We start from the raw sequence: 14,513 nt of genomic DNA, 5'->3' as shown, positions 1-14,513 counted from the left end.
GGGCGGCGGTCCCGCCGGGGGCGGTGGACCGGAGCGGACGACCTCGCCGGGTGGGGGCGGGAAGGCCGGTTGCGCCGGCATCGGCGTCGGCATCGGTGTCCCCTGGGGTGCGGCCGCGATCAGTGCGGCGACGACGGTGCCGTGGACGTCGCAGTCGCTGAGTCCGTCGCCGCTCATGATGTAGTCGCCGCCGCCGATCGCGGGGAGCCGGGGGCTGGGGTTGACGCCGGTGTCGATCACCGCCACCGGGACCCCGTTGCCGGTCGAATAGCGCCAGGCCGCGGCGATACCCAGCATCGTGAAGCCCGGCGCGGTGAGCGTGACGTCCGGGTCGGCGACGGTGACGGCCCGCGCGCAGATGTTGCTCTGCCGCATCGGCTGTTCCGGGCCGGGGGCGGTGTCGGCGGGGACCCGGCCGGGATCGACGCGCGGCGGCGGTAACGCCGTCGCCCGGGGTGCGCTGATCGTCGCGGCGACCATCAGTCCGGCCACCGTGGCCGCACCGGCTCTGGCGATCCGTTCGGCTGCCGTCATCGCATGCGCACCCAGGTGAACAGCCCGCCGATCCAGGCGGCCAGCGGGACCGCGACGACGATGGCGCCCAGTTCGGCCCATTCGGCCGCCATTCGGACCAGTGGGGTGAACGTGGCGGGCGGGATCAGGGCCGCGGCGAGCAGACCGGCGGCTGCGACGCCGAACAGTGCCGCCACCGCGGCCGCCAGCGCAGGCGCGGCGGTCGGTGGCTGGTCGACGACGTAGGCGACGATCACGGTGCCGATCGTGGTCGCCGCTCCCCCGGCCAGGGCGACGGCCTGCGCCCGCGCGGCGAGCGCCCGCGCCCTGCTCAGGAAGATGACCACGAACAGCGCGACCAGGACCGTGGTCGCGGCCGACGGCCGCGGCGCCAGGGTGGCCCAGGTGGCGACCGGGAGGGACAGCGCCGCGCCGACGCAACAGCCGGTGAGCACGCTGTGCGCCCGCAGGGCCAGCTCGGCGATCCGGGCGCCGCCCGGCGTCGCGGCCGGATCCGTCTCGCCGTGGTCGACGTCGACGGGGGTCACCGCGTCGCTCGGCAGCCCGGCGCGGTGGTGGAACAGGTCGCGGCCGGTGATCGACCCGAACTGCGGTGGGCGGATGTGCGCGGCCCGCAGCGCGATGGTCGGGGCGAAGGTGAGCAACAGCAGCAGCACGATGAGTCCACCGATGCCGAGCAGGCGCGCCGGCACGGGCTGCCACATCCGCACGGCCGTCGCCGCCGTGGCGAGGCCGGCGACGGTGACCAGCGCCGCCGCCGTGGTCCGCTGCCATCGGGCCGTGGCCGGAGCCAGGCACCCACCCACCACGACGGCGAGCGCCGCGATGAAGCCGTGCGGCGCCCCCAGTTCGCCGGGCGCGGCGACGGCCAGCCCGCAGGCGAGCAGCGGCAGCGCGGCCCAGCCGAGCCCGGCGCCCAGATCGTGCCGTGCCGGATGTCGCCGCCGGGTCGCGATCGCGCCGGCCGCCATCAGCAGACCCGGCAGCGCGGTGACCGATGCCGGCATCACGACCGCCCCCGCGCAGCGCGCTCGCAACGCCAGCCCGACCGTCGCGGCCACCGACCCGGCCAGGACCGCCAGCGCGGTGTGCAGCGCGGTCTGCGCGCTGACCGGTTCGATGAGCCGTTTGCCTGCGCGGGCCAGGCCGGTGGACAGGGATTCGTAGTGCGGCTCGAACGGCTCGCCCGCTTCAGCCTCGGCCAGCACCAGCGCGGCGCCGTCCTCGACGCCGAGGTCGTCCAGCGGCTTCGACGCGTCCAGCCGGGTCCCGTCGACCCGGTGCAACCGGTATCCGGCGCCGGCGGCCAACCCGGGTTGGCCGCGCCGTTTGAGTTCGTCGTCGACGAGTTCGACCACGTCGTCGAGGAACATCTCGACCGGAACCGCGGCGGGCAGGACCTGAGAGATGAGGTGCGGGCCGCACACCACCGCCACCGCGCAGCGGGCCGGGGCGGGTGCCGTGGTCATCAGGGCCGCCGGTCGGCGTCCGGGACGTATTTGTCGGCGATCGCGGCGGTGATCTCGTAGAGCCGCAACCGCGTCGACTTGGCCAGTTCGTGGCAGGTGTCGATGATGCCGCCTTTGGCCAGATGTGGGTCATACGGCAGGAATTCGACGGTCGCTCCCGATTGGGCGAACCGTTCGCCCAGATAGCTCCGGGTGTCCCGGTCGTAGCGGTTGCGACTGTCGTTGAGGATGACCGTGCTCTGGGAGACCAGTTCGTGGTGGCCCAGGGCGCGCAACAGGTCGATGGCGCGGGTCACCGGGAGCGCGGTGTCGGCGGTGAGGCCGGAGACGAACACCAGGGTGTCGCACGCCGCGAGCACGGCGGCCATGACGGGGTGTTCGAGGTCGTCGCCGGTGTCGACGAGGATGACACTGTGGGTACGGCGCAGCCGGGTGAGGACGCCGTCGAACATGGCCGGCTCCAGCGGTCTCGACTGGTCGGAGTATTGGTTGCCGGCCAGCACGTCGAGCCCGATATCGTTCTGTCCCAGGTGTTCCCGGATATCGGCGTAGCCGTGTACGTCTCCGTCGTTGAGGACGGCCGCATAGTCGCCCGGCGGGTTCTCGTCGATTCGTCCGGCCAGCGTGTTGAACCCGGGCGCAGCATCGATGGCGACGACGTTCTCCGGCCGGCATTCCCGGAACACCCCGCCGAGGCAGGCGGTGACCGTGGTCTTGCCGACCCCGCCCTTGCCCGCGACGACCCCGATCACGTACTGCCTTCGGATGTGTCGGCGGATGCGGTCCCGCAGTTCGCGGTAGTGGCGTTCGGCTCTGGACTCCCCCGGATTGACGGTGTGGGCGCTCAGGATGTGGACGGTCCGACGCCAGCCGGTGTGCGGCGGGATACGGCGGGGCGCCACCAGATCGGAGATCCGCACGGTGTCGGAGACGGATTCCAGTACCGCGGTACGGTGTTCGGCCTGTTCCACCGGAGTGAGCGCCACTTTGCGGGGAGTTGTCATGCTGTTCTCGCCTATCTGTTTCCGATGTTCGGTTACACGGCTTTTCGGTGGCAGTGCCATCCGTCGGGGGCGGGCAGCCGGTGCAGCATCCGGTCGAGTGCGGCGGCGATGGTTTTCGAGGTTCCCGGTGCGATGACCGACCATCCGCGCCCGCCGGTCACGGTCTGCTCGGCGCAGAGCCGGCCTTCGGCGATGTCGATGATCGTGACCGCGGACGGTTCCACGTGGGTGCGGGCAGCGCCCGCACCGTCGATCCCGGACTGCAGCGCAACCAGCGAAGCCCGGGTGGAGCGCTGCGGGTCGGCGGCCGCCAGCAGAAGGCGGATCTGATCGGCGTCCGCGCCGTGGTGGGCCAGGACGGTCTTCAGCGCCGCGGCATTGCCGGCGGCGCGCACCGCGTCCAGCGGCAGGGTGACCGGGTGCAGCGGGGCCGGCGGAGCGGGTCCGCAGAGCCGCTCGATTTCGGCGGCGATGATGCTCTCGGCGCCGTGGCGCTCGCTGGTCTGCCCCACACCGCTGAGCGCGACGATGTCGCCGCGCCGTTCGAGCACCGCCCACCACCGGGCGTAACGGGCGAGCAGGGCACGCAGCGGCGCGGCGCCATCCGGTGCGCGGAGTTCGGTGAACAGCGCGACGTCGCGGCGCGCCAGCACCGTCAGCCACTCGGTCACCGGTTCGCTGACCGCTCCGGCGGCGTCGACGACGCCGGCCCGGCGCAGGTCGGCGAGGACCGGGTGGCGCAGCGCCAGTGCGGCGGTCTCGATGCGCGGCAGCAGTGGCCGCAGGCCGAGTTCCGGGCTGAGTACTTCGATGCCCGTCAGCGCCTGCAGCGCCCAGAGTCCGTCGACGGTGGTGGTCAGCACGTGGCCGCCTCCCGACGCCGGGCCGGACCACCGGTCCGGCCCGGGTGTCAGGTGAAGAACGTCGTCCCGAGCTGGTCGGTTTCGTGGGCGCTGTGCCCGGTGTGGTTGATCAGCTGGCCGTGGGTGGCCATGGTCTCGATGAGGTCGCCCAGCGCGCTGACCACCGTCGACTGCCGCTCAGCGAACGCGGTGTGGGCATTGCCGAGGAAGAATTCGGCCACCCGGTTGGTCTGGTTGACGACGCTTTGCAGATCCTGGTCGAGCACGCCGGCATGCTGACCGACCGAGGAAGCCAGTCCGAAGACGACGCCGTAGTTGTAGGTGATCTGGTTGGTCATGGTCTTTCACCTTCGGGTCCGCACCGTGGCCGGTGGCGGTCAAACGCTCGCGGGAGCGTCGGGGACGAACGCCGCGAAGTTGTGCGCGGCTTCCATTTCGTGGTGCTGCATGAGGGCTGCCACCTTGCCCAGACCGTGCGCCAGCCCGGTTCCCGCGGTGAGCAATTTGGTCATGTCCTGCTGGATACGGACCGCGGTGGCATACGAAGCGTTGAAGCCGTCACCGGAATAGCCCGGGGCGGCGTCCTCGTGTTCGGCCAGGTAGCGGTTCGCGGCCACCTGCGCATCGAGCAGTGCGGTCTCGATGGCCCGTTGCGCTTCGAGCATCATCTCCGGTGTGACGATGACCCCGCCACCGGATGGCACGTCTGACATGTGAACCTCCCTTGCTGGGCGCGCCCCGCCGGGGCGTTGATCAAAAGTGTATGCCTGTTGTGACCCATGTCACTTCACCCGCAGGACGCTGTTCAAAAAAGTTGGTTTCACGTGTAACACGGTGCACAGCAACATCATTCGCATCTGATTTGGCCCGGCACGGCCCGTCACCGGTCCCGATCCAGGACAACGTGGGCCTGCGCGACAGCCCCGTCCGGCCCCGACGATTGGTCCCGGCAAGCCCCGCGGGCCAGTGGAGCGCCGCCGACCACCGGCGCCCCGACGAACCCTCGCCCGGGCGAGGTCGCCGACGGGCCGACCGCGGCCGGGTCCGGCTTCAACCCGATCGGCCGGCCCGCGTTCTCCGCGGCGAAACTGCTGGTCGGCTGCGTATAGCGGGTCGGAGCCAGCGGATATCCGCCGACCGCACCCGGCATCGGAGCACCCCGCGCGGTCTCCGCCAGGGTGCCCGGTTCCGCTGCGGGTGCGGCCGTGATCTCGGCGGCCGGTGACGCCGTGGCCGTCGGAAACATCCCCCCGCTGAGGGCGCCGAAGGCGCCGGTCAGCGATTGCGCCGGGCCCAGGACGGTCTGGGCGAGTTTCGCGGGCACCTCGGCGACGCCCTGGAGGGGCTGGACCAACCCGGCGGCCGCCTGGGGCAGCTGGCCGACCATCGAACCCATATCGCCGACACCGGCGGCCGGTTGAGCGCCCGGCGCGGCCAGGCTCGCGGCGGCGCCGGTGCCCAGGTCGTCGGCGGTGGTGGCCGCCGTTTCGGCCAGCGCCTGGCCGGCCGCGGCGGGAGCGGCCGGGGCGGCCGTGGGAAGGGCGGGCGGTGGCGGCAGCGCCAGCGCCGCCGTCAACGCGGAGAGGACGCCGGCGTAGACGGTGGCGATCCCGGAGTTGTGCGGGTAGTGCTCACCGAAGTATTCGGTGTCCAGGGCGACGATCGCCGGGGTGTTGAACCCCAGCAGGTTCGTGGCGTTCAGCACCGACCACTCGTCGCGGTTGGCTTGGCAGACCGCCGAGGGCACCACCGTCGACGCGGCGACCGCATAGGCCTCGACAGCAGCTTGGGTCACCGCGATCTTGTGGGTGATCCAGCCGATCATGGTCTGCAGCCCGGCGTTGAGCCCGGCGGCGGCCGTCGCCGAGGCCGCGCCACCCAGCCCGATCCACTGGGTCGAGGTGGCCGCCGTGTTGGCCGCCGACACCCCCATCATCACCTCGTGGTTGACCGCTTCGGTCAGCCACACCACCTGGTTGGCGACGGTGGCCGCCGGTCCTGGCCCCACCTCGAAGGTGGCCGCGATGATCTCGGGCGGTCCCAGCCACCGCGGGTCGAGCACGGCAGGTTTTCCGTGCCTAGAGGGTCAGGCTGGTGGCGTTGGCGATTTCACCCACCAGATAGGTGACCGCCGCGAGGTTCTGCCCGCCGGCGAGCGCATACCGCCGCCCGACGTGTTCGGCGGCGACCCCGAGGTAGGCCCCGCCGGCAGCGCTGAGGGCGGCGGCGAACGCCGCGGAGTCCGCATCCGCGGCCAAGGGCGCCACCGCCACCAACGCTGCTGCGCCCCCCGCGGTCGTGGCGGCCATCTCGCCGCCGATCACCGCTTCGATGAGCGCCGATCCGCCGACAGCGGCGGTGTTCACATCCAGTAGCGACATGGTGCGCCTCCCCAGATCGCGTCCGTCAACCGGACCCGCGGAACCCTCTGAGTTTAGGACCGGCCGGGTGGCGCTGTCGATACCACGCGCGATGTTATCGGGCGCGCGTGAGCGTCACCCGGCGTTGGGGTCCGCACCCGGGGCGCGCACCACCATCGGCACCGCCGGGAAGTAGGCCGCCATCTCCGAGCGCGACTTGCGCAACGCGGCGGTACCGTAGCCGCGTTTGCGCATCCCGGGGCGGATCCAGATCCGGACGCTGACCTCACCGCCGGTGAGCTCGCCGAACACCATCCCGACCTTCTGGTCCCCTTCGACCGCGACGAACCAGGCGGATTCCTCGTCGTCGCCGCGGGCGGTGGCCGCACGGATCTCTTCGTCGATCTCGGTGGGCGGCCCACCCGAGCCGTCGCCGGCGGCGCCGACGTCGGCGGTGCGCTCCTCGAAGATGTCGCGGTCGGACTTGCCGGAGAACGGCCGCAACTCCAGGGTGTCGCCGGAGCTGGCCGGACGGTCGGCGAGGGTGAAGCTGAGCCGGCTGTTCAGGTCGTCCAGCTCGGCGGCGATCCGCTTGCGCGCGTCTTTGGTGATCCGGTCGAAGGACAGCCCGATGACCGCTTCGCTGCCGGCCCGCGAGGTGCCCAACAGTTTCCCGACCGCCTCGACCGCGGCGGCCCGGTCGTCGGCCTCGACGATCACGTCGAGCACTTCGTGACGACGGTTGAGCGCACTGAGCAGGGCGTCGGCAATCTCACGGCGGGCAGCCGTCTGGTCGAGGTCAGTCATGCCATCGAGCGTAGAACAGCCGCCCGGTTTCCGCCGGGGGCTTTGGGCATCTGTGCGTGGGCGCCCCGCCGCCCGCGCCGCCCCCGCCGAGCGTGAACCCAGGTTCACGTTCGACGCCGAACGTGCGCACTGGCGCACGCTCGAGGGGTTTGGCGAGGGGTTTGAACCGTCAGGCGGCCGGCTTCGACTCCGGCTGGTTCTGGCGGGCGGCGATGAACGAGCGCACCCCGGCCACCAGGTAGCCGATCAGCAGCACGAACATCACGGTGCTGACGATGATGGCGGCGGGCCGCTCGGCGGTGCCGTCGAACAGGGCGCCGATCTTGGCGACCTGCATCAGCGATCCGAGCGCACCGAGCAGTGCCACCGCGAGCGCGGCGTGGATCGCGTGGCGGTGCGCTGCCGGCTTCCGCGCGATGAGGCCGGCGGCCAGCAGGGCGAGCCCGATGAACGCGGGGATCAGCGCGGTCACACTGGCGGCGGACGTCGCGATGTAGGCGATGACGCCGGTCACCACGAGGATCGCACCGATCGCCTGGGTAAGCCTGGTCAACGTGAACCTTCCTTCTCATCCGCTTCGGATGACATCCGGATGCACTGAGGCACCGCACGTCGGCGGTGTCAGCGATGAACTGTTCGGCGACACCGGGTCGCGGTGCGGGCGGCAACGCGTCCCGTGGTGTTCGCTACTGCGGCGGAGCGAACACCGCTCCGGCTAGCAGCAGCATACCGTGCCCGGTGTCGACGGGCCGGTCGACGGATCAGCGGCGGCCGGGAACCAGCGCGGCCAGTCGCTTCTTCTTACGCCGGTCCTTGCGGGCGGTCTCGGCCAGTTCGACGCCGCGCTCACGCGCGGTTTCGGCGAGATCCGCGCCGCGGTCGCGGGCCGTCTCGGCGAAGTCCGCACCACGCTCACGGGCGATCTCGGCGAAGTCGGCTCCCCGATCGCGAGCCCGCTCGGCGAAGTGCGCACCACGCTCAAGCGCCGTCTCGGCGAGTTCGCTGCCGCGTTTGCGGGCGGCCTCCAACAGCGGTGCGCTCTTCTCCCCGGCCGTGCTGACCAGTTCCCGGCCCTGCTCGAGCCCGGAGTGCAGGCCGTGAGCCAGTCGCTCGCCGAGTTCGTTGTCCTCCAGCCAGGAAGACGAGTTGTCGCCCTGCAGCGTCGAGGACACCGAGTCGGTGAACCGTTTGGCCGCGCGCTGGCCCCGCCAACCCAGCGACGGACGCCCGGCGGTGTCCGCCGAGGCGATCATCAGGCCGCCGAGCAGGCTGACGTCGGTGAGAAACGCGCGGCGCTTCTCCAGTTTGCGGACCGGGTCGGTTTCGGTCCAGAACATGTGCGCGCCCAGGTTGGCCGGGATCACGGTCGCGGCCAGCACCGCCGACGAGGTCCGCGGCAGCTTGCCGGTCGCGAGCAGCAACCCGGCGCCGATCTGGACGGCGGCGGTGATCCGGGCGAACTGTTTGGGGTCCTCCAGGACGCTGCCGTCGGTGGCAGCCCCGCTCCCCCGCAGATATTCGGTGGCGGGGCGGGCGGCCTCAGCGGCCGCATCCGGGTTGCGCAGGGCTTCCAAACCCTGACCGATGAACGCTGCGGAGAGCAGGGGCCGAGCGATCCTACGAAGCAACATGGCCGCTCCCGTTCTCTGGCAGTTGCGTCATCTGTTCCACCAATCCTCCCCGCGCCGGGTGCGGCGCCTTCCACTGAAGCGACCCGATCGTCCTCATCGTAGGTATCGGTCGGCGATTTCGCCGAGGATGCCCCGAACCGGCCGGTGGTAAACCCCCGCGGCACCGGATCGAATGTCGTGATCACGGGCTCAGGCGTTAGTGTGCTGTGGTCGGCATCAGCCAACAAGCCCCAGAGAAATGTTGAGCACCCCATGACCACAGCAGAGGCGTCGACGCTCGAATCCCGGGTCGGCCACTACTACCAGATGGACGGTCTGTACCAGGTCGGGCGCGAGAAGATCCGCGAGTACGCCCGCGCGGTCCAGGACTACCACCCCGCCCATTGGGATGTGGCGGCCGCCGCCAAGCTGGGCTACTCCGACCTCGTGGCGCCGTTGGCCTTCACCTCGATCCCGGCGATGGCGACCAACCGGTACATGTTCGAGTCGGTCGTCGTCGGGTACGACACCTACCTGCAGACCGAGGAGGTCTTCGAGCAGCACCGGCCGATCGTCGCCGGTGAGGAGTTGCGGACCGACGTCGAGTTGACCTCGGTGCGCAGCATCGCCGGTCGGGACCTGATCACGGTCACCAACACCTTCACCGACACCGCCGGCGAGCGGGTGCACACCCTGCACACGACGGTCGTCGGCGTCACCGCAGAGGACGTCGACCCGGCGATCCGGGGCGCGGTGCAGAACGCGATGATGCACGACGTCAACCTGTTCGCCGACGATGAATCCGATGGTTACCGCAAGACCGTCCGCCCGGACGGCGACGTCCACATCGCCGACGGCACCCTGACCCGCACGCCGGGCACGGCGCGGTTCGAGGACGTCAAGGTCGGCGACGAGCTGCCGGTGCACCACACCCGGCTCTCCCGCGGGGACCTGGTCAACTACGCCGGCGTCGCCGGTGACGCCAACCCCATCCACTGGGATGAGGACATCGCCAAGCTGGCCGGCCTTCCCGACGTGATCGCCCACGGCATGCTCACCATGGGCCTCGGTGTCGGCTTCGCCTCGGCGTGGACCGGTGATCCCGGCGCGGTGACCCGGTACGCCGTCCGGCTGTCTCAGCCCGCCATCGTCTCGGCCACCGAAGGCGCGGACATCGAGTTCGGCGGTCGGGTCAAGTCGCTGGACCCGGCCACCCGCAGCGGGGTCGTCATCGTCACCGCCAAGTCCGGCGGGCGCAAGATCTTCGGCTTGGCGACGCTGAACGTCCGCTTCGCCTGAGCGGCGGCGCGGCTACTCCGAGGCGGTCAGACCGCGGGTGGCCGGTCCCTCCAGCAGGGTGCCGTCGGGGGCGAAGCGCGAACCATGCAGCGGGCAGTCCCAGGATCTGTCCACGCGGTTCCAGTTGACGATGCCGCCCAGATGGGGGCAGACCGGCGAAACCCGGTGCTCGACGCCGTCGACGACGCAGTGCGCCTGAAGGTGCCAGGGCGGACCGGCGACGACGCCGTCGTCCTCGCCCGGGGAGCGCCGCCGCACCACCGGTGCCGCCCACCCCCGCGCCAACTCGACGGCCACCTCGGCGTTGGCGCGCAGTGCGGTGGGGAGCCCGGAGAACTCCCGCGGGTTCCAGGATGCGAATGCGTGCGCCCATGGCAGCTGCTGGCCGAGGATGCTGCCGGTGATGAGCATGGCGGCGGCGGTCCCGGCGGCCAGCCCCCACTTGTTGAAGCCGGTGGCCACGAAGATGTTGTTGTCGCCGGGCAGGATCGGGCCGACATACGGGGTGTAGTCGACCGGGGTGTAGTCCTGCGCCGACCAGCGGTCGGTGAGGACCGCGCCCGGGAAATGGGACTGCGTCCAGGCAATCAACTCGTCGACGTCCCCGGTGGCGTCGTTGCGCCCGACGGTGTGGCCGGCTCCGCTGACGACGAGCCGTTCACCGTCGGCGGTGGGCGCGTAGCGGATCGAGCGGGTCGGCGACCCGGCCGAGATCAACATCGGGCGGGTGATCTGACCGGGCACCTTGAAGGCGAGGCCATAGGAGCGGTCGGGTTTCACCCGCGCGAAGAAGCCGCCCCGGTCCAGGATCGGGATCCCGGTGGCCAGGACACACCGGCCCGCTTTGACGTCGATTTCCTCGTCGTCGTTGCGGACGGTCAGTTGGAGCCGCGCGTGCCGATGGCGGACGCGCAGGACGCGCGCGCATTCGACCACCCGTCCACCGAGCTCGGTGAGTTCGGCAGCCAGGCGGTCCAACAACGGCATCGGATCGAACTGCGCCTGCTGATCCAGGGCGACACCGCCGTGGTACGGGAACGGCACGTCGGCGGTCGGGCGCCATTCGACCGGCAGCCCGGCCCGTCGGCAGACCTGGAGTTCGCGACGCGCCGCGGGGACCTCCTCAGCGGATTGGGCGTAGGTGTAGGAATCCTCGCGCTGAACCGGTATGTCGTTGGCCGCGCAGTACTCCAGCAGCCAGTCCTGCCCGGCGCGGTTGCCGCGCACATAGTCCCGCAGGATCGCCGGGCCGTGGCGGGCGGCGATCTTCGACAGCGTGGTCCCCTGCAGCAGGCTGATTTTTCCGGTCGTGTTGCCGGTGGTGACCGCACCGATGTGGCGCGCCTCCAACACCAAGACGTCGATGCCGGCCCGGGCCAGCTGAACGGCGGTGACCAACCCGACGATGCCCGCGCCGACCACCACCACGTCGGCTGAGCTTCCCGCCTCCGCAGACAGCTCGGTGTTCGATGACGGTCGATTCCGGTCGGCAAGCCACAGGGACGTCATCGTCTTCGCATACCCGGCCGCAGCGGGCGGTAACCGTGCCCCAGCCGATTCGGGTAAGGCCGGCTCAAGCGGGTACTCGGCGTGGACAACCCCGCCCGAGGAGGGAAAGTGGCTGCGCGCCCCGCTGTCCTGTTCGACGTCGACGGAACCCTGGTCGACTCCAACTATCTGCATGTCGCCGCGTGGCACCGCGCGTTCGTCGAACTGGATGTCGCGGTGGAGAGCTGGCGGATTCACCGGTCGATCGGTATGGACGGCTCGACATTGGTGCGATCGTTGTCCGGCGACGCCCCGGGTGAGATCCAGGACCGGCTCAAGGAGTTGCACTCGCGCTACTACCGGGAGACCGGTGAACGATTGCGCCCGTTGCCCGGCGCGCGCCGCCTCCTCGACGAGGTGGCCGGCCGCGGTCTGCAGGTGGTGTTGGCGACGTCGGCGCCCGAGGACGAATTGACCCTGCTGCGGCGGGTGTTGGACCGCGATGCGGTGGTGTCCGCGGTGACGTCGGCCTCCGATGTCGACACGGCCAAACCCGATCCGGACATTCTGGCGGTGGCGCTGCAGCGCGCCGGTGTCGACGCGGACCGGGCGGTGTTCGTCGGGGACGCGGTCTGGGACGCCGAGGCGTGCCGGCGGGCCGGGCTGGAAAGCATCGGGTTGCTCAGCGGCGGGGTGTCACGGCATGAGCTTCGCGCCGCCGGCGCGGCCGCGGTGTTCGAGAATCCCGACGACCTGCTGGCCCAACTATCCGAGTCGCCGGTCGCGGCACTCACCGGGCGGTAGCCCCGATGGCCCTGAGTCGCCTCGGTGGCGCCACGCCGTAGTCTGTCGCCGTGGACATCAACGGAGCAAGCGCCATCGTCACCGGTGGCGCATCAGGAATCGGTGCGGCCACTGCCAGGCAGCTGGCCGCCAGGGGCGCCAAGGTCGTCGTCGCCGACCTGCAGGCGGAGAAGGGCGAGGCCCTGGCGAAGGAGATCGGCGGCAGCTTCGCCAGCGTCGACGTCACCAACACCGACCAGATCATCGCCGCGGTCAATGCCGCCGCCGAGCTCGGGCCGCTGCGTGTGCTGGTGAACTCGGCCGGGATCGGCTGGGCGCAGCGCACCATCGGCAAGGACGGCGAGTTCGACTCGGCACACAACCTGGACCTGTACCGGAAAGTGCTCGACATCAACCTGGTCGGCACCTTCGACTGCATCCGCATCGCGGCCACTGCGATGAGCCGGAACGAGCCGACCGAGACCGGCGAGCGGGGCGCCATCGTCAACATGACCAGCGTCGCGGCCTTCGACGGCCAGATCGGCCAGGCCGCCTACTCCTCGTCCAAGGGCGGGGTCGTGGGCCTGACCCTGCCGGTCGCCCGGGACCTGTCGGCGGTCGGTATCCGGGTCAACACCGTCGCGCCCGGACTGATCGATACCCCGATCTACGGCGAGGGCCCCGACTCCGAGGCGTTCAAGGCCAAGCTCGGCGAGTCGGTGCTGTTCCCGCGCCGGCTCGGTCAGCCCGACGAGCTCGCCTCGATGGTGCTGGAACTGGTCACCAACTCCTACATGAACGCCGAGGTCGTCCGGGTCGACGGCGGCATCCGGATGCCCCCGAAGTAGCTTCCTCGTACGCTCGAGTCGTTGTTGAGGCCCGCCGGTCACCCCGGCGGGCCTCAACCGTTAACACCTGCCTCATTGGTAACATCGGGCGGTGCCTGACTGCCCGGAGTCTCCCCGCCTTCGGCGATCTCGCCCGATTTCGCGCCGCGACATGCTGCGGTACACCTCCGCCGCCTCGGCGCTGGCCGGACTGGGCGCGGTCGGCGCGGGACATGCGGTGCCTCCGGCCGCGGCCGCGGCGCCCACGTTGATCGACTACGCCATGCGCCAGATCCCCGCCCAGGCGATTCGGGCCGCCGGCCACGCCGGGGTGATCAACTACGTGTCCACGTCACGGCCGGGATCGAACTTCGGCGCCAAGCCGATCACCCGGCCCTACGCCCAATCGCTGACCGCCGCGGGATTGGCGATCGTCAGCAACTACCAGTACGGCAAGCCGGGCGGAACGGCGCCGTCGGATTTCACCCGCGGATTCGCCGGCGGGGTCTCCGATGCCCGCACCGGCTGGCAGATCCACACCGCCGCCGGCGGCGGGCAGAGCGCCCCGATCTTCTTCAGCGTCGACGACGACATCGATCGGCACACCTGGGACACGGTGGCGCTGCAATGGTTTCGCGGGATCAACTCGGTGCTCGGGGTGCAGCGAACCGGCATCTACGGCGGGATCAAGGCGTGCCAGTGGGCGGCCGAGTCCGGTGTGATCGGCAACTCCAAGACCCCGGGGCGGCGCTGGGCTTGGCAGACCCGGTCGTGGTCCAACGGCCAGATCTTTCCCGGCGCGGTGCTCTATCAGCGCATCGTGGCCACCGCGTCGAACCCCGGCCCGATCGTCGGGGGCATCGAGGTCGACGTCAACGACGTGCTGGCCGGCGATTGCGGACAGTGGAACCTGCACCCGTAGGGCTGGCGTTAGTTGAGGCCGCGCCCCAGATCGTCAAGGCGTGAGATTAGCCGGCGGAGAGCCCTGGACGGGTTCGGCGAGCTCACTGAACGCAAGCTCGACTGACTGCGCCCTGTCACACAATCCGGCCGGCGTTCGTCATTCGGTATGTGACGACAACGCCGAATGGAGACTGAGATGAACGTTGCGCTGTGGACCGCACAACTCGTCCTTGCTGCGGTATTCGCGATGTCCGGTGCCGCCATAATCACGATGAGCCGGGAGCGCCTTCTTGCCACCGGCCAGACCGGGGTGGCGATGTTCACGACGCCGGTGGTGCGCGTCACCGCGGCGATGGAGTTGCTCGCGGCCGTCGGGCTCGTCGCTCCCGGGCTGACCGGTATCGGAACGGTTCTGACGCCGTTGGCCGCCGCCGGCCTGTGCGCGGTGATGGTCGGGGCGGCGTGGGCTCATGCCCGGCTGGGTGAGCCGCTCAGCGTCGCGGTCAACGTCGTGTTGTTTACGCTGGCCGCATTCGTGATCCTCGGTCACCTGTCCTGAAGAAGCC

At 70.7% G+C, this 14,513-nt stretch carries 16 protein-coding genes and 1 pseudogene; 5 read left to right on the top strand and 12 right to left on the bottom strand.

The genetic code is table 11. The features are described 5' to 3' along the window. The 11 genes and pseudogenes from AWC30_RS00470 to AWC30_RS00420 all read right to left on the bottom strand — a co-directional run. Nucleotides 1-534: pseudogene (locus AWC30_RS00470) on the bottom strand (type VII secretion-associated serine protease); the annotation flags it as partial. After that, the gene (gene eccD / locus AWC30_RS00465) at nt 531-2,003 is read right to left on the bottom strand and encodes a type VII secretion integral membrane protein EccD (protein WP_085107326.1); all 1,473 of its coding nucleotides are present in this window, start codon (nt 2,001-2,003) and stop codon (nt 531-533) included. The gene eccD and the pseudogene AWC30_RS00470, both read right to left, overlap by 4 nt. Then, nucleotides 2,003-3,007, bottom strand: a complete 1,005-nt coding sequence (locus AWC30_RS00460; RefSeq protein WP_085107323.1) for a MinD/ParA family ATP-binding protein — start codon at nt 3,005-3,007, stop codon at nt 2,003-2,005. The genes eccD and AWC30_RS00460 overlap by 1 nt, the downstream gene beginning before the upstream one ends. 32 nt (nt 3,008-3,039) lie before the next feature. Next, nucleotides 3,040-3,870, bottom strand: coding sequence for an ESX secretion-associated protein EspG (locus AWC30_RS00455; protein WP_085107320.1), 831 nt, complete (start codon nt 3,868-3,870; stop codon nt 3,040-3,042). A gap of 47 nt (nt 3,871-3,917) precedes the next feature. Further along, a complete protein-coding gene (locus tag AWC30_RS00450) occupies nt 3,918-4,208 on the bottom strand; it encodes a WXG100 family type VII secretion target (RefSeq protein ID WP_085107318.1) in 291 nt (96 codons plus the stop codon). Between the two features lie 39 nt (nt 4,209-4,247). Further along, nucleotides 4,248-4,583 carry a type VII secretion protein EsxD gene (locus tag AWC30_RS00445; protein ID WP_133053629.1) on the bottom strand — a complete coding sequence of 112 codons (336 nt, stop codon included), beginning with the start codon at nt 4,581-4,583 and terminating at the stop codon, nt 4,248-4,250. 167 nt (nt 4,584-4,750) lie between these two features. Further along, nucleotides 4,751-5,932 carry a PPE domain-containing protein gene (locus tag AWC30_RS00440; RefSeq protein WP_085107313.1) on the bottom strand — a complete coding sequence of 394 codons (1,182 nt, stop codon included), beginning with the start codon at nt 5,930-5,932 and terminating at the stop codon, nt 4,751-4,753. A gap of 16 nt (nt 5,933-5,948) precedes the next feature. Continuing rightward, nucleotides 5,949-6,251, bottom strand: a complete 303-nt coding sequence (locus tag AWC30_RS00435; protein WP_085107310.1) for a PE domain-containing protein — start codon at nt 6,249-6,251, stop codon at nt 5,949-5,951. A 114-nt stretch (nt 6,252-6,365) separates the two neighbouring features. After that, entirely contained in the window at nt 6,366-7,037 is a 672-nt protein-coding gene (locus AWC30_RS00430; RefSeq protein WP_085107308.1) for a GNAT family N-acetyltransferase, read from the bottom strand. A gap of 169 nt (nt 7,038-7,206) precedes the next feature. Then, nucleotides 7,207-7,590, bottom strand: a complete 384-nt coding sequence (locus tag AWC30_RS00425) for a hypothetical protein (RefSeq protein ID WP_085107305.1) — start codon at nt 7,588-7,590, stop codon at nt 7,207-7,209. Between the two features lie 208 nt (nt 7,591-7,798). Further along, entirely contained in the window at nt 7,799-8,668 is an 870-nt protein-coding gene (locus AWC30_RS00420; protein ID WP_085107301.1) for a DoxX family protein, read from the bottom strand. Nucleotides 8,669-8,920: 252 nt separating this feature from the next. Between AWC30_RS00420 and AWC30_RS00415 the strand changes: the two genes are divergently transcribed. After that, entirely contained in the window at nt 8,921-9,946 is a 1,026-nt protein-coding gene (locus AWC30_RS00415; RefSeq protein ID WP_085107299.1) for a fused (3R)-hydroxyacyl-ACP dehydratase subunits HadA/HadB, read from the top strand. 12 nt (nt 9,947-9,958) lie between these two features. On the opposite strand, the gene AWC30_RS00410 is transcribed toward AWC30_RS00415, so the two are convergent. Continuing rightward, entirely contained in the window at nt 9,959-11,455 is a 1,497-nt protein-coding gene (locus tag AWC30_RS00410; RefSeq protein WP_085107296.1) for an FAD-dependent oxidoreductase, read from the bottom strand. A gap of 108 nt (nt 11,456-11,563) precedes the next feature. Here AWC30_RS00410 and AWC30_RS00405 point away from each other — a divergent pair, with 108 nt between their 5' ends. The 4 genes from AWC30_RS00405 to AWC30_RS00390 all read left to right on the top strand — a co-directional run bounded on the left by AWC30_RS00405 (nt 11,564) and on the right by AWC30_RS00390 (nt 14,506). After that, nucleotides 11,564-12,238, top strand: a complete 675-nt coding sequence (locus AWC30_RS00405) for an HAD family hydrolase (RefSeq protein WP_085107293.1) — start codon at nt 11,564-11,566, stop codon at nt 12,236-12,238. 50 nt (nt 12,239-12,288) lie between these two features. Beyond that, nucleotides 12,289-13,065, top strand: a complete 777-nt coding sequence (locus AWC30_RS00400; protein ID WP_085107291.1) for an SDR family NAD(P)-dependent oxidoreductase — start codon at nt 12,289-12,291, stop codon at nt 13,063-13,065. A gap of 151 nt (nt 13,066-13,216) precedes the next feature. Next, nucleotides 13,217-13,966 (top strand): DUF1906 domain-containing protein, encoded by a 750-nt coding sequence (locus AWC30_RS00395; RefSeq protein ID WP_085107289.1) that lies wholly within the window; start codon nt 13,217-13,219, stop codon nt 13,964-13,966. Between the two features lie 177 nt (nt 13,967-14,143). Further along, nucleotides 14,144-14,506, top strand: coding sequence for a DoxX family protein (locus AWC30_RS00390; protein WP_085107328.1), 363 nt, complete (start codon nt 14,144-14,146; stop codon nt 14,504-14,506). Nucleotides 14,507-14,513 lie beyond the last annotated feature (7 nt).

This window comes from Mycolicibacillus trivialis (assembly GCF_002102395.1).
In the GTDB taxonomy this organism is placed as follows: Bacteria; Actinomycetota; Actinomycetes; order Mycobacteriales; family Mycobacteriaceae; genus Mycobacterium; species Mycobacterium triviale.
This window is presented reverse-complemented; position numbering and strand designations above follow the sequence as displayed.

Bases quoted from the DNA above. Each gene is read 5' to 3' on its own strand.
- eccD (WP_085107326.1), bottom strand. From the start codon at position 2,003: ATGACCACGGCACCCGCCCCGGCCCGCTGCGCGGTGGCGGTGGTGTGC.
- AWC30_RS00460 (WP_085107323.1), bottom strand. From the start codon at position 3,007: ATGACAACTCCCCGCAAAGTGGCGCTCACTCCGGTGGAACAGGCCGAA.
- AWC30_RS00450 (WP_085107318.1), bottom strand. From the start codon at position 4,208: ATGACCAACCAGATCACCTACAACTACGGCGTCGTCTTCGGACTGGCT.
- AWC30_RS00445 (WP_133053629.1), bottom strand. From the start codon at position 4,583: ATGTCAGACGTGCCATCCGGTGGCGGGGTCATCGTCACACCGGAGATG.
- AWC30_RS00435 (WP_085107310.1), bottom strand. From the start codon at position 6,251: ATGTCGCTACTGGATGTGAACACCGCCGCTGTCGGCGGATCGGCGCTC.
- AWC30_RS00430 (WP_085107308.1), bottom strand. From the start codon at position 7,037: ATGACTGACCTCGACCAGACGGCTGCCCGCCGTGAGATTGCCGACGCC.
- AWC30_RS00420 (WP_085107301.1), bottom strand. From the start codon at position 8,668: ATGTTGCTTCGTAGGATCGCTCGGCCCCTGCTCTCCGCAGCGTTCATC.
- AWC30_RS00415 (WP_085107299.1), top strand. From the start codon at position 8,921: ATGACCACAGCAGAGGCGTCGACGCTCGAATCCCGGGTCGGCCACTAC.
- AWC30_RS00410 (WP_085107296.1), bottom strand. From the start codon at position 11,455: ATGACGTCCCTGTGGCTTGCCGACCGGAATCGACCGTCATCGAACACC.
- AWC30_RS00395 (WP_085107289.1), top strand. From the start codon at position 13,217: ATGCTGCGGTACACCTCCGCCGCCTCGGCGCTGGCCGGACTGGGCGCG.
- AWC30_RS00390 (WP_085107328.1), top strand. From the start codon at position 14,144: ATGAACGTTGCGCTGTGGACCGCACAACTCGTCCTTGCTGCGGTATTC.